Annotated in this window: 11 protein-coding genes; 9 read left to right on the top strand and 2 right to left on the bottom strand. The window is 74.5% G+C overall.

Translation table 11 applies throughout. The features are described 5' to 3' along the window. From ACFUEL_RS22160 to ACFUEL_RS22135, 6 genes are all read left to right on the top strand, one after another. Positions 1-885 (top strand): carbohydrate ABC transporter permease (locus ACFUEL_RS22160; RefSeq protein WP_380238242.1); only part of this gene is annotated, 885 nt, incomplete at its 5' end. A gap of 92 nt (positions 886-977) precedes the next feature. Next, complete coding sequence (locus ACFUEL_RS22155; protein WP_376053180.1) at positions 978-2,024, top strand: LacI family DNA-binding transcriptional regulator; 1,047 nt, start codon at positions 978-980, stop codon at positions 2,022-2,024. A gap of 8 nt (positions 2,025-2,032) precedes the next feature. After that, positions 2,033-3,502, top strand: a complete 1,470-nt coding sequence (locus ACFUEL_RS22150; RefSeq protein ID WP_380238241.1) for a glycoside hydrolase family 43 protein — start codon at positions 2,033-2,035, stop codon at positions 3,500-3,502. An 18-nt stretch (positions 3,503-3,520) separates the two neighbouring features. Next, positions 3,521-5,581, top strand: a complete 2,061-nt coding sequence (locus ACFUEL_RS22145) for a beta-galactosidase (protein ID WP_380238240.1) — start codon at positions 3,521-3,523, stop codon at positions 5,579-5,581. Beyond that, entirely contained in the window at positions 5,578-7,770 is a 2,193-nt protein-coding gene (locus tag ACFUEL_RS22140) for a glycoside hydrolase N-terminal domain-containing protein (RefSeq protein WP_380238239.1), read from the top strand. The genes ACFUEL_RS22145 and ACFUEL_RS22140 overlap by 4 nt, the downstream gene beginning before the upstream one ends. Before the next feature lie 6 nt (positions 7,771-7,776). Further along, positions 7,777-8,757, top strand: a complete 981-nt coding sequence (locus tag ACFUEL_RS22135) for an acetylxylan esterase (RefSeq protein ID WP_380238238.1) — start codon at positions 7,777-7,779, stop codon at positions 8,755-8,757. A 163-nt stretch (positions 8,758-8,920) separates the two neighbouring features. Here ACFUEL_RS22135 and ACFUEL_RS22130 read toward each other — a convergent pair whose 3' ends face one another. Continuing rightward, positions 8,921-9,607 (bottom strand): MBL fold metallo-hydrolase, encoded by a 687-nt coding sequence (locus ACFUEL_RS22130; RefSeq protein WP_380238237.1) that lies wholly within the window; start codon positions 9,605-9,607, stop codon positions 8,921-8,923. A 144-nt stretch (positions 9,608-9,751) separates the two neighbouring features. Here ACFUEL_RS22130 and ACFUEL_RS22125 point away from each other — a divergent pair, with 144 nt between their 5' ends. Next, positions 9,752-10,609, top strand: coding sequence for a CHAD domain-containing protein (locus ACFUEL_RS22125; RefSeq protein ID WP_380238236.1), 858 nt, complete (start codon positions 9,752-9,754; stop codon positions 10,607-10,609). Positions 10,610-10,830: 221 nt separating this feature from the next. Here the strand turns inward: ACFUEL_RS22125 and ACFUEL_RS22120 are convergent, their stop codons facing one another. After that, positions 10,831-11,577, bottom strand: a complete 747-nt coding sequence (locus ACFUEL_RS22120; protein ID WP_380238235.1) for a uracil-DNA glycosylase — start codon at positions 11,575-11,577, stop codon at positions 10,831-10,833. A 108-nt stretch (positions 11,578-11,685) separates the two neighbouring features. On the opposite strand from ACFUEL_RS22120, the gene ACFUEL_RS22115 reads away from it, so the two are divergent. Together ACFUEL_RS22115 and ACFUEL_RS22110 are read left to right on the top strand one after the other, a co-directional pair. Then, positions 11,686-12,606 (top strand): SPFH domain-containing protein, encoded by a 921-nt coding sequence (locus ACFUEL_RS22115; RefSeq protein ID WP_380238234.1) that lies wholly within the window; start codon positions 11,686-11,688, stop codon positions 12,604-12,606. A gap of 109 nt (positions 12,607-12,715) precedes the next feature. After that, complete coding sequence (locus ACFUEL_RS22110; protein ID WP_380238233.1) at positions 12,716-13,138, top strand: CBS domain-containing protein; 423 nt, start codon at positions 12,716-12,718, stop codon at positions 13,136-13,138. The last annotated feature ends 91 nt before the right edge of the window (positions 13,139-13,229 follow it).

The raw sequence follows: 13,229 nt of genomic DNA, 5'->3' as shown, positions 1-13,229 counted from the left end.
CCCTGGGAGGAGCCGCCCACCCTGATCGGCCAGGGCGCCAAGGGCATCACCCTGGCCGGCGTGATCGCCGCCGTGGCCGTCCCGCTCTGGATCATCGGACTGACCAGCATCTCCACCCCCGGCGCCGTCAACCGGGCCGGCGGCCTGGTGGTCTGGCCCGACGGCGTCACCTTCGAGGCGTACCGGCAGATGCTCGGCGACGGCACCGTCCGCACCGCCCTGATGGTCAGCTTCGCGATCACCATCGTCGGCACCCTGGTGTCCATGATCGTCTCGGTGATGGCGGCCTACGGCCTCTCCCGCTCCGAGTCCTTCGCGCACCGCCCGATCCTGACCCTGCTGATCGTCACCATGTTCGTCAGCGGCGGCCTGATCCCGACCTTCCTGGTGGTCACCGGACTCGGCGGCTACGACCAGTGGTGGTCGCTGATCCTGCCCAGCGCCGTCTCGGTGTTCAACATCCTGGTGCTGCGCTCGTTCTACTCCACCACCTCCGCCGACCTGATCGACGCCGCCCGCCTCGACGGCGCCGGCGACTGGCGGATCCTGTGGTCGGTGGTGCTGCCCACCTCGAGGGCCGTCACCGCCGTGATCGCGCTGTTCTACGCGGTCGGCTACTGGAACTCGTTCTTCAACGTGATGCTCTACATGCCGACCTCGGCCGAGAAGTGGCCGCTGCAGTACGTACTGCTGACCTACGTCAACCGCGGCAACGGCCTGCCCGGATCCGTCAACTCCGGCTTCGGCGCCGCCAACGCGCAGACCGCGCCGCTCACCCTCCAGATGGCCGTCGTGGTCCTCACCCTGGTGCCGCTGCTGATGGTTTACCCCTTCATGCAGAAGCACTTCCGCACCGGTGTCCTCACCGGCGCCATCAAGGGCTGAACCGGAGCGGGAACAACGCACGACCCGGCGTCAGTAACCTGGCGCCACAGGGGCCGCACACCCCACCGACCAGGAAAGCAGGAACCGCACCCATGGTGACTCTCGCCGACGTGGCCCGGCACGCGGGCGTCTCGCCCAGCACCGTCAGCTACGTGCTCAGCGGCAAGCGCTCGATCTCGGAGGCCACCCGCCGCCGCGTCCAGCACGCCGTCGAGGAGCTCGGCTACCACCCCAACGCCGGCGCCCGCGCGCTCGCCGGACGGCGCTCCCACATCATCGCCCTGGTCGTGCCGCTGCGCACCGACGTGTACGTGCCGATCATGATGGAGATCGCCGTCTCGGTCACCATGGCGGCCCGCCAGCACGGCTACGACGTGCTGCTGATCACCAACGACGAAGGCCCCGACGGGGTCCGCCGGGTCGCCGCGAGCGGCCTGGCGGACGGGGTCATCCTGATGGACGTCGAACTCGACGACGAGCGCATCCCCGTCCTGCGCGAACAGGGCATCCAGGCGTCGATGATCGGCCTGCCCGCCGACAGCACCGGCCTGTCCTGCGTCGACCACGACTTCGCCGCGGCCGGCGCCCAGTGCGCCGACCACCTCGCCGACCTCGGCCACCGGGACGTCGCCTTCATCGGCTACGCGCCCGCCGTCTACCACCGCCACGCCGGCTACGCCGAACGCACCCTGACCGGATTCCGGGAGCGCGCCCTCGAACGCGGCCTGAGATTCCTCCACCGCCCCTGCGAAGGCACCTACGAATCCACGGCCGGCACCCTGGCCCGGATCCTCGCCGACCGCCCCGACACCACCGGCTTCGTCGTCCAGAACGAGAACGCCATCGGCCCGCTGCTGCAACTGCTGCCCACCAGCGGACGCACCGTCCCCGAGGACGCCTCGGTGGTCGCGCTCTGCCCCGAACAGCTCGCCGAGCAGTACGCCCCCGGCCTGACCGCCGTCACCGGCCCCGCCCAGGAACTCGGCCGGGTCGCCGTCGACCAGGTGATGCGCCGGATCGCCGCCGCCGAACGCGGCACCGACCCCGAGGACGAACTCGTCCTGCTCGCCCCCGTCCTGACCCCCCGGCAGAGCAGCGGACCGCTGCTCGCCCCCGTCCCGCCCGCCCGCAGGAGGTAGCGCCAGCCGTGCCCGCCGACCGCCCGCGCAACCCCGTCGTCCCCGGCTTCCATCCCGACCCCAGCGTCTGCCGGGTCGGCGAGGACTACTACCTGGCCTGCTCCAGCTTCGAGTACCACCCCGGCGTGCCGATCCTGCACAGCCGCGACCTGGTGCACTGGCGGCAGATCGGCAACGCCCTCGCCGACCTGCCGCTCCCGCCCGGCACCCCCTCCTCCGGCGGCGTCTACGCCCCCACCCTGCGCCACCACGACGGCCGGTTCTGGTTGATCACCACCGAGGTCGGCACCGGCAACCTGCTGGTCACCGCCGAGGACCCGGCCGGCCCGTGGTCCGACCCCGTCCGGCTGCCCGACGTCCCCGGCATCGACCCGGACCTCGCCTGGGACGAGGACGGCACCTGTTTCTGCACCGTCGCCGGCGTCGCCCAGCTGCGGATCGACCCGGCCACCGGCAAGGCCCTGGAGACCCCCCGCCCGCTGTGGTCCGGCACCCGGCAGGCCCCCGAGGCGCCGCACCTGTACCGGATCGGCGACTGGTGGTACCTGCTGATCGCCGAGGGCGGCACCGAACGCGCCCACAGTGTCTCGGTCGCCCGCTCCCGCCGCCCCGACGGCCTCTTCGAGCCCTGCCCGGACAACCCGCTGCTCACCCACGCCGGCCGCCACAGCCCGATCCAGAACACCGGCCACGCCGACCTGGTCCAGGGCCCCGACGGCAGCTGGTGGGCCCTGCTGCTCGGCGTCCGCCCGCGCGGCGGCACCCCCGGCTGGCACCCGCTCGGCCGCGAGACCTACCTGGCCCCGGTGGCCTGGGCCGGCGACTGGCCGGTGATCGGCGAAGTCCCCGTCGAACTCCCGGACCTCCCCTGGGAGTCGCACCCCTGGCCGGCCGAACCCGGCCGCGAGGACTTCGACGGCCCGCTGCCCCCGCAGTGGCTCTCCGTCCGCGACCGCCCCGCCGAGCACGTCACCACCGCCCGGCGCCCCGGCTCACTCACCCTGCGCGCCCGCGACGGCCACTTCGACGGCACCTTCACCGGCCGCCGCCAGCAGCACCACGCCGTCCGCGCCCGCACCCGGCTCGACACCGCCGAAGGCACCGGCGGCCTCGCCGTCCGCCTCGACGACGAGCACGCCTACACCGTCGAGGCCGACGGCCGCCGCGTCCGGGTCACCACCCACCTCGGCGGACAGGTCACCGTCACCGCCGAACGCGAACTCCCGCACCACGACGTGGTGCTGCGCGCCGAGACCGCCCCCGCCGCCCCGCGCGGCCCGCGCACCGGCCCCGACGCCCTCGCCCTCGGCTTCGAACGGCCCGACGGCACCTTCGAGGTGCTCGCCACCCTCGACGGCCGCTACCTCACCACCGAAACCGCCGGCGGCTTCACCGGCCGCGTCATCGGCCTGTACGCCGCCGAAGGCACCGCGCACTTCGACTGGTTCGAACTCCAGCCCCTCAGCCAGGGCGACTGAACGGACAGGAACACCCGCATGCCCGACCTGAACGACGCCACCCGCGGCCGCATCCTCTACGGCGGCGACTACAACCCCGAGCAGTGGCCCGAGGAGACCTGGCCGGAGGACGTCCGCCTGATGCGGCAGGCCGGCGTCACCAGCGTCACCGTCGGCGTGTTCTCCTGGGCCCGGCTCGAACCCGCGCCCGGCGCCTACGACTTCGGCTGGCTCGACCGCCTGCTCGACCTGCTGCACGAGAACGGCATCGGCGTCGTCCTGGCCACCCCCACCGCCTCCCCGCCCCCGTGGCTCGGCCACCTCCACCCCGAGACCCTGCCGCGCGCCGAGAACGGCACCACCGTCTGGTACGGCTCCCGCAACCAGTTCTGCGCCTCCTCCCCGGAGTACCGCCGCCGCGCCGCCGCCATCACCGAGCAGCTCGCCGCCCGCTACGGCGCGCACCCCGCGCTCACCATGTGGCACGTCAACAACGAGTACGGCACGCACTGCTGGTGCGACGAGACCGCCGCCCACTTCCGGCGCTGGCTGCAGCACCGCCACGGCACCCTCGAGGAGCTCAACTCCGCCTGGGGCACCGCCTTCTGGAGCCAGCACTACGCCGAGTGGGACGAGATCCTGCCGCCCCGCCAGGCCCAGTACATCCGCAACCCCGCCCAGCTCCTCGACTTCGCCCGCTTCACCTCCGACGCCCTGCTGGAGTGCTACACCGCCGAACACACCATCGTCGCCCGGCACAGCCCCGGCACCCCCGTCACCACCAACCACATGCCGTTCTGGCGCGGCCAGGACGGCTGGGCCTGGGCGAAGGAACAGGACGTCGTCGCGCTCGACATCTACCCCGACCCCGACGACGCCCTCGGCGCCCAGCACGGCGCCCTCGTCCAGGACCTCGCCCGCTCGATGGCCGGCGGCCCCTGGATGCTGATGGAACAGGCCACCGGCGCCGTCAACTGGCGCCCCGTCAACCGCCCCAAGCCGGCCGGCCTCAACCGGCTCTGGTCGCTGCAGGCCGTCGCCCGCGGCGCCGACGCGATCTGCTTCTTCCAGTGGCGGCAGTCCCGGCAGGGCGCCGAGAAGTTCCACTCCGCGATGCTCCCGCACTCCGGCACCGGCAACCGGGTGTTCCGCGAGGCCGCCGCCCTCGGCGCCGACCTCGACCGGCTCGGCCCCGCCGTCTCCGGCACCCGCGTCACCGCCGACGTCGCCCTGCTGCACGACTGGGACGCCTGGTGGGCGAGCGAACAGCCCGGCCGCCCCTCCGAACTGCTCACCTACCAGGAGAACGTCACCGCCTGGCACCGCGCCCTGTGGGAGGCCAACCACACCACCGACCTGGCCCACCCCGCCGCCGACCTCACCCGCTACCGCCTGGTCGTCATCCCCTCGCTCTACCTGCTCACCGACGCCGCCCTCGACAACCTCGCCCACTACGTCAGCTCCGGCGGCACCCTGGTCACCGGCTACTTCACCGGCGTCGCCGACCACCAGGACCGGATCCGCCCCGGCGGGGTCGACGCCCGGCTGCGCGAGGTCCTCGGCCTCGCCGCCGTCCACCAGTGGTGGCCGCTGAACGAGGGCGAACGCGTCGGCTGCACCGGCACCGACGGACAGCACTTCCAGGGCTCGCTGTGGGCCGAGGAGTTGGAGACCGCCGGCGCCGAGACCGTGGCCCGCTACACGGACGGCGAACTCGCCGGACTGCCCGCCGTCACCCGCCACACCCACGGCCGGGGCACCGCCTGGTACCTCTCCACCCGCCCCGAACCCGACACCCTGCGCGCCCTGCTCACCCGCGCCGCCCGCGAAGCCGGACTGCGCCCCACCGTCGAACACCTGCCCGCCGGCGTCGAGGCCGTCCGCCGCGGCGACCTGCTCTTCCTGCTCAACCACGGCCCCCAGCAAGCCGGTTGCGAGCTGCCCGGCCACTGGGAGGACCTGCTCACCGGCAAGCCCGGCACCGGCACCCTCACCCTGGAACGCCACGGCGCCGCCGTCCTGCGCCCGACCGCCCAGCAGCCGGCCGCCCAGCAGCCGGCCGCCCAGCAGCCGGCCGTCTCATGCCCGGCCGTCTCATGAACCGCCCCCGCCGACGCGGCAGTTGGGAACCCGCCCCGGCCGCCCGCTGGGAGGACGCCTTCCTCACCGGCAACGGCACCCACGGCGCCATGGCGCATGGCCGCACCCGCGACGAACTGATCGTCGTCAACCACCACCTGCTGCTGCTCCCCAACGGCGGCGAACACGCCCTCGCCCCCGACCTGGCAGGGCAGTTGGAGGACCTCCGGGACGCCGTCCTGACCGGCCGCGCCCGCGAGGCCGTCGCCCGCCACGTCACCGCACCCCTCCAGTGGGTCCGCCCCTTCCACCCCGCCCTCGCCCTCCGGCTGCGCCGCCCCGCCGCACCCGCCACCCCCGCCGACGGCTACCGGCGCGAAGTCGACCACCGCACCGGCGTCCTGGCCACCCACTGGGACGGCCGGCGCGCCGAAACCTTCGCCTCGCGCGCCGACGACCTGATCGTCCACCGCGAAGTACGCACCGGCGACCTCGAGTTGACCCACCACTGGCAACTCGACGGCGCCCCCGCCGACTTGACCGTCCACACCACCGCCGCCGGCGAACCCGGCGGAGCCGTGCTGCGCACCGACGTCCGCTACCCCGGCGACTCCGGCTACGGGTACACCTGCTGGACGCACGTCCGCGCCACCGGCGGCACCCTGCACACCGCAGGGGAGGCCGTCCGCGCCGAGGGCTGCGCCGAGGTCCTGCTGCTCACCCGGGTCCACCCCTGGGAGGACCCGGCCCCGCCCGCCCTCCCCGACCGCCCGTACCCCGAACTGCTGGAACGCCACCTCGCCCGGCACACCCCCGCCTACGACCGGGTCGACCTCGACCTCGGCGCCCCCGAGGAACACCGCGCGCTGCCCGGCTCCGCCCTGCTCGCCGACCCCGACACCCACCGACCGGCCCTGCTGGAACGGCTCTTCGACGCCGGCCGCCACCACCTGCTCAGCTCCGCCGGCGTCCTGCCGCCCCGGCTCACCGGCCTGTGGACCGGCTCCTGGGACACCGCCTGGAGCGGCGCCCTCACCTGCGACGCCAACCTCAACCTCCAGGTCTCCTCCGCCGCCGCGGCCGCCCTCCCCGAAGTCAGCCACGCCCACGCCGCCTTCGTCGCACGCCAGTTGGACGACTGGCGGAGCAACGCCCGCCGCCTGTTCGGCCTGCCCGGCATCGTCGCCCCCGCCCACACCGACGGCCGCTCCGGCCACGCCTACCACTACAGCGAGGACTACCCGCTGCACCTGTGGACCGCCGGCGCCCACTGGCTGCTGCAACCCCTCCTCGACCATGTCGACACCACCGGCGACACCGCGACGGACCAGGCGCTCGTCCGCCCCGCCCTCGCCGAGACCGCCGACTTCTACCGCGCCTTCCTCACCCGCACCGGCCCCGACGGCCGCCTGCTGCTCGTCCCCTCCTACTCGCCCGAGAACACCCCCCTCGGCGCCGACAGCCCGATCAGCGTCAACGCCGCCATGGACCTCGCCGCCGCCCGCCACACCCTCACCGCCACCGGCCACCGCCTGCTCGCCGACCGGCTGCCCCCCTACCGGACCAACTCCGAAGGGGCGCTGGCCGAATGGGCCTGGCCCGCCGCCGCCGACAACCAGGAGCACCGGCACCTCAGCCACCTGCACCCGGTCTGGCCGCTCGGCGAGATCAACCCCGTCGACACCCCCGACCTGGCCGCCGCCGCCCACCGCGCCCTGCACCTGCGCGGCAGCGAGAACCACTCCGCCCACGGCCACCTGCACCGCGCCCTGATCGCCGCCCGCCTCGGCGACGCCGACCTGCTCGGCGAGGCCCTCGACGCCGTCCTGCACGGCCGCTTCTTCCACCCCTCGCTGATGAGCTCGCACTACCCGCACCTGGACGTCTACAACGCCGACGCCGCCCACACCCTCCCCGGCGTGCTGATCGAAGCGCTCCTGCACTCCACCCCCGACCGGATCGTCCTGCTCCCGGCCCCGCCCGCCCACCTGCCCCGCGGCACCGTCCGCGGCCTGCGCACCCGCTGCCGCACCACTCTCACCACCCTCAGCTGGGACACCGCCGAGAACCGGATCGACGCCGTCCTGACCGCCGACACCGACCGCACCGTCAGCGTCCACCTCGGCACCGACCCCGGCCGCCCCCCGCTGCGCCTCGACCTGCGCGCCGGACACCCCACCCCCCTGCACCTCTACCACCACCGGAGCTGAACCGCCGTGCCGCTCACCGACCTCGACCTCGACGGCCTCCACGCCTACCGCCCCGAGCTCACCGCTCCCGCCGACTTCGACGCCTTCTGGGCCGACACCCTCGCCACCGCCAGCGCCGCCGGCGGCCCCGTCACCGCGCAACTGCGCACCGACACCCGCCTCACCGCCTTCGACGTGTACGACGTCCGCTTTCCCGGCTGGCGCGGCGAACCCGTCGCCGCCTGGCTGATCCTGCCCCGCCACGCCACCGAGCCGCTGCCCGTCGTCGTCAAGTACATCGGCTACAGCGGCGGACGCGCCCTGCCCGGCGAACACCTGCTGCCGCCCGCCGCCGGCTACGCCCACCTGGTCGTCGACAGCCGCGGTCAGGGCCACGACACCCCCGACCGCGGCGAGGGCGACGGCACCCAGTGGGCCGAGGGCTTCATGACCCGCGGCATCGACTCCCCGGCGAACTACTACTACCGCCGCCTGATCACCGACTGCGTCCGCGCCCTCGACGCCCTCCCGCAGCTGCCCGGCACCGACCCCGCCCGCGCGGTCGTCTCCGGCGCCAGCCAGGGCGGCGGCCTCGCCCTCGCCGTCGCCGCCCTCGCCCCCGAGCAGGTCGCCGCCCTGCTCAGCGACGTCCCGTTCCTGTGCCACTTCCGGCGCGCCGTGCGGATATCCGGCGACGGCCCCTACCCCGAGATCGCCAAGTACCTGCGCTGGCACAGCCGCGAGAAGGAGGAGCAGACCCTCGCCACCCTCGACTACTTCGACGGCGTCCACTTCGCCCCCCGCGCCACCGCCCCCGCCCTGTTCAGCGTCGGCCTGATGGACCCGGTCTGCCCGCCCTCCACCGTCTTCGCCGCCTACCACCGCTACGGCGGCCCCGCCGCCATCGAGACCTGGAACTTCGCCGACCACGGCGGCGGCTACGGCTCCACCCCGCTCAAGCAGCTCGACTGGCTCGCCGAGCAGGGCCTCGCGCCGAAGACCGACTGACCTCCTCGGCCGGCCTCCTCGGGCGTACGGGCGGTGCGGGTGTGGGCACGTACGGACGGTGCGGGCGTAGGCGCGTACGGACGGTGCAGGGCAGCGCGGGGCGGGGCGGCGGTGACGGTACGGGGTGGCCGCCGCCGTCCGTCCCCGCCGCCCCGCACGCGGCTCAGCGGAAGGCCGCCGACGCCGCCTTCAGGCCCTCCGCCGCGTCCCCCACCAGCGGCGCCCCGTGACCGAACACCGCGTTCGCGGCGCCGAGCCCGGCCAACCGGTGCAGCGAGGCGATCGCCCGCGCCCGGTCGGTGTTGAACACGCCCAGCATGGTCTGCCCCACGTTGGCCACCGCGTCACCCGTGAACAGCAGGTCCGGGCCCGGCAGGTGCAGCGCCAGCGAACCGTCCGTGTGCCCCGGCGCGCCCACCACCCGGGCCCCGCCGCCGAACGGCAGCACGTCGCCGTCCACCACCTCCACGTCCACCCGGCACGGCGGCGCGGGCGGCAGCTCCGGCACCGACGCCCGGATCGGACGCTCGAACTCCTCCAGCACCGGCGGCGCCCCCACCTCCTCGCCCCGGATCACCGGCGCCTCCAACCGGTGCGCCACCACCGGCACACCCCCGAAACGCGCCGCCAGGTGGGCCGCGCCACCGGTGTGGTCCTCGTGCCAGTGGGTCAGCACGATCCGCGCCAACTCCCCGCCCGGCACCGACTCCACCAGCCCCGCGACCTGGTCCTCGAACCCCACCGGCCCGCTGTCCACCAGCGTCAGTTCCCGCCCGTCCGACCACAGATAGGCCGCTCCGACCGGGAGCAGCAGCATCCGCAGACCGGGCAGCACCTCAATGACATCCATGCCCGCCAGTCTGCGCACCCGCCCCGCCCGCCGCTCCCCGTTTAGCCCACAGCAGACGCCCGGCGCGCCGCGCCCGCCGGAGTGTTCGCGCCCGCCCCACCACCGACCGGCCTACCCTGGGAGGGCACGGAAGGACGTGACGACGTGGCCCACCGGACGTACCGCACCGCGGGAGACGCCGTCACCGCGCGCCTGCGCACCCTGACCGCCGAACTCGCCGCCCTCGAACCCGACGCCCGCGCCGACCGCCCCGACGCCGTCCACCGGATGCGCGTCGCCGCCCGCCGCCTGCGCAGCGCCCTGCGCACCCACCGGCGCCACCTGCGCGGCGACCACACCCCCACCGAGGACGCACTGCGCCGGCTCGGCCGGGCCCTCGGACCGGCCCGCGACGCCGAAGTGCTCGGCGAGCGCCTGCTCGCCCAGGCCCGCGAACTGCCCCCCGGCACCGACCGGGACCGCGTCCTCGCCGAACTCGCCGCCTGGCACGCCCGCGAGACCCGCGACGCCCGCACCCGCGTCCTCACCGCCCTCGACGACGAACGCTTCCGCCGACTGCTCGCCACCCTCACCGCCCTCGCCGCCGACCCGCCCCTCAACTCCCGCGCCGCGAAGCCCTACGGGCCCGAACTCACCCGCACCCTGCGCCGCGAACACCGCCGCACCGCGGAACGGCTCGCCGTCGCCCGCCGCACCCCCCGGGGCCCCGCCCTCGAACGCGCCCTGCACGACACCCGCAAGGCCGCCAAGCGCGCCCGCTACGCCGGCGAGACCGCCGGCCGCCCCGCCCGCGCCTTCACCCGCCGGATGAAAGCCCTCCAGGACGTCCTCGGCCGCCACCAGGACGCCGTCGTCGCCCGCGACACCCTGCGCACCCTCTCCGACGGCGGCTTCGGCTACGGCGCCCTCTACGGCCGCCAGACCGCCGAGCTCGGCTTCGCCCGCGAGCTGCTGCCGCAGGTCTGGGAGCAGGTCGCCCGCCGCCCGAAGAAACTGCGCTGAGAACGCCGAAAGGGGAACAGCCCAGGGGCTCGGCGGGTGCGCGCGTTCAGGGGCTCGGGGAACGGCGAGGCCCGGTCTGCTGGCGGTGCACTGCCGGAGCGCGCATCGGCTTCCGGTTCCGTTGAAGACACGCAGCAGCACGGACACTCCGATGGGCTCCGGCCGTCAGCAGCACGGACCCGCCGTTCCCCGGGCCCCTGGTTCGTTCCCCGTCGCCGTTCTCACAGTCCGGCCGTGGTGGCCGCCTCGCGGAGGAGGTCGTCGACCATCGCGGGGGTGAGGCGGCCGGTGTAGGTGTTGCGGGGGCTGACGTGGAAGCAGCCGAAGAGGTGCAGGTCGGGGCCGTCGTCGGTGGCGGGGAGGACGGCGTGGGCGCCGTGGCCGAAGACCGGCTTGGGGCGGGGCACCTGCCAGCCCGCGGCGGCCAGGACGGGGAGGACGGCCTGCCAGGCGAAGCCGCCGAGGGCGACCACGGCGCGGACGGTGGGGCGCATCTCCTCGAATTCGCGGACGATCCAGGGCCGGCAGGTGTCGCGTTCGGCGTTGGTCGGCTTGTTCTCCGGCGGGGCGCAGCGCACCGGGTCGGTGATCCGGACCCCGTGCAGCCGCAGGCCGTCGTCGCGCCAGGTGGATTCCGGCCGGTTGGCGAGGCCGAGCCGGTGCAGCGAGGCGTACAGCAGGTTCCCGGAGGGGTCGCCGGTGAAGATCCGGCCGGTGCGGTTGCCGCCGTGCGCGGCGGGGGCGAGGCCGACCAGCACCAGTCTGGCGTCGTACGGCCCGAAGCCGGGGATCGGCCGGGCCCAGTACTCCTGGTCCTGGAACGCCCGGCGCTTGACCAGCGCGGTCTCCTCGCGCCAGGCGACCAGCCGCGGGCAGGCCCGGCAGTGGACCACCAGGTCGTCCAGCTCGGCGATGCTCCGGGTCTGCGGGGCCAGGACGGCGGGGGAGAAGTCCGAGGGCGGTTCCATGGGCGGAATCCTACGGTCGGTGACCGGCCCGGGACGGGAGGCGGCGGAGTAGCGTGGAGGTACGGGTCCGGGCGCGGTCCGGGCGCCGATCGGGTCGAGGTGACGGCGATGGTCGTGGTCGGTGCGCTGATCGCGCTGCTGGTGGTGCTGGCGGTGTACGCCGGGTTGAGCGTGCGGCTGGTGCAGCAGACCCAGCGCGGGGTGGTGTTCCGGTTCGGCCGGGTGCTGGGCGAGGTGCGCGGTCCGGGGCTGGCCCGGATCCTGCCGGTGGCGGACCGGCTGCGGCGGGTGAACGTGCAGACCGTCACGATGCCGATCCCCGCCCAGGAGGGCATCACCCGGGACAACGTGACCGTCCGGGTGGACGCGGTGGTGTACTTCAAGGTGGTCGACCCGGTGAAGGCGATCGTCGACGTCCAGGACTACGGGTTCGCGATGTCGCAGGTCGCGCAGACCTCGCTGCGGTCGATCATCGGCAAGAGCGAGCTGGACGACCTGCTGGCCAACCGGGAGCCGATCAACCAGGGGCTCGAACTGATGCTGGACAGCCCGGCGTTGGGCTGGGGCATCCAGATCGACCGGGTCGAGATCAAGGACGTGGCGCTGCCCGAGTCGATGAAGCGCTCGATGGCCCGGCAGGCCGAGGCCGACCGGGAGCGGCGGGCCCGGATCATCACCGCCGACGGCGAGTTCCAGGCGTCCGCGCGGCTCTCGGAGGCCGCGCAGGTGATGTCCGCGACGCCCGCCGCGCTCCAACTGCGGCTGCTGCAGACCGTGGTGGAGGTCGCCGCGGAGAAGAACTCGACCCTGGTGCTGCCGTTCCCGGTCGAGCTGCTGCGCTTCCTGGAGAGCTCCACCGACCGCGCCACCGCCCAGGCCGCCGAGGCGGCCCGGCCGGACCGGGAGGTGCCGGACCGGGAGGTGTCGGAGCGGGGCGTCGAGCAGCTGGAACTCCCGCAGATCGCCGCGGCTGTCGAACTCGCCGACGGGAACGGGCCGTCGCGGGCCGCGCCGCCGCGCGCGGCGTGACCGGCCGCCCCCAGCGGTGGCGCCCCGCCCCGGGCCGGGGCGAGCATGGAGGGGACGGACGTACCGTGCACGGGGCAGCCGTGCGCCAACCACCTCGGGAGGTCCGGCCATGACGACCGCGAAAGAGATCATGCACCCCGGAGCGGAGTGCGTCACGGGCGAGCAGACGCTCGCCGAAGCCGCCCGGCTGATGCGGGACCGGGGCGTCGGCGCACTGCCGATCTGCGGCGAGAAGCAGGAGCTGCTGGGCATCCTCACCGACCGGGACATCGTCCTCAAGTCCGTCGCCGAGGGGCGCGACCCGGCCACCGTGCGCTGCGTCGAACTCGCCGTCGGGCGTCCGCGGGTGATCGAGGAGGACGAGGAGGCGGACCTCGTCCTGGAGGTCATGGAGGAGGAGCGGGTGCGCCGCCTGCCGGTGATCAACCACCCCGACCACCAGTTGGTCGGCATGATCAGCGAGGCGGACATCGCCCGCCACCTCTCGCAGGAGCGGCTCGCCGAGTTCGTCACCAGCATCACCGCCCGCTGAACCCCGCCGCGCCACTGCCGCACCGCCGGCCGGGGCCCCTCCCCCCCGGCGCCCGCCGCTCCCCGTCAAACATTCAAGCAAGATAGCCACG

This window comes from Kitasatospora sp. NPDC057198 (genome assembly GCF_042670125.1).
Classification (GTDB): domain Bacteria; phylum Actinomycetota; class Actinomycetes; order Streptomycetales; family Streptomycetaceae; genus Kitasatospora.
This window is presented reverse-complemented; position numbering and strand designations above follow the sequence as displayed.

Excerpts from the sequence above, each read along its gene's own strand:
- ACFUEL_RS22140 (WP_380238239.1), top strand. The coding sequence starts at position 5,578 with ATGAACCGCCCCCGCCGACGCGGCAGTTGGGAACCCGCCCCGGCCGCC.
- ACFUEL_RS22110 (WP_380238233.1), top strand. The coding sequence starts at position 12,716 with ATGACGACCGCGAAAGAGATCATGCACCCCGGAGCGGAGTGCGTCACG.
- ACFUEL_RS22115 (WP_380238234.1), top strand. The coding sequence starts at position 11,686 with ATGGTCGTGGTCGGTGCGCTGATCGCGCTGCTGGTGGTGCTGGCGGTG.
- ACFUEL_RS22155 (WP_376053180.1), top strand. The coding sequence starts at position 978 with ATGGTGACTCTCGCCGACGTGGCCCGGCACGCGGGCGTCTCGCCCAGC.
- ACFUEL_RS22120 (WP_380238235.1), bottom strand. The coding sequence starts at position 11,577 with ATGGAACCGCCCTCGGACTTCTCCCCCGCCGTCCTGGCCCCGCAGACC.
- ACFUEL_RS22130 (WP_380238237.1), bottom strand. The coding sequence starts at position 9,607 with ATGGATGTCATTGAGGTGCTGCCCGGTCTGCGGATGCTGCTGCTCCCG.
- ACFUEL_RS22145 (WP_380238240.1), top strand. The coding sequence starts at position 3,521 with ATGCCCGACCTGAACGACGCCACCCGCGGCCGCATCCTCTACGGCGGC.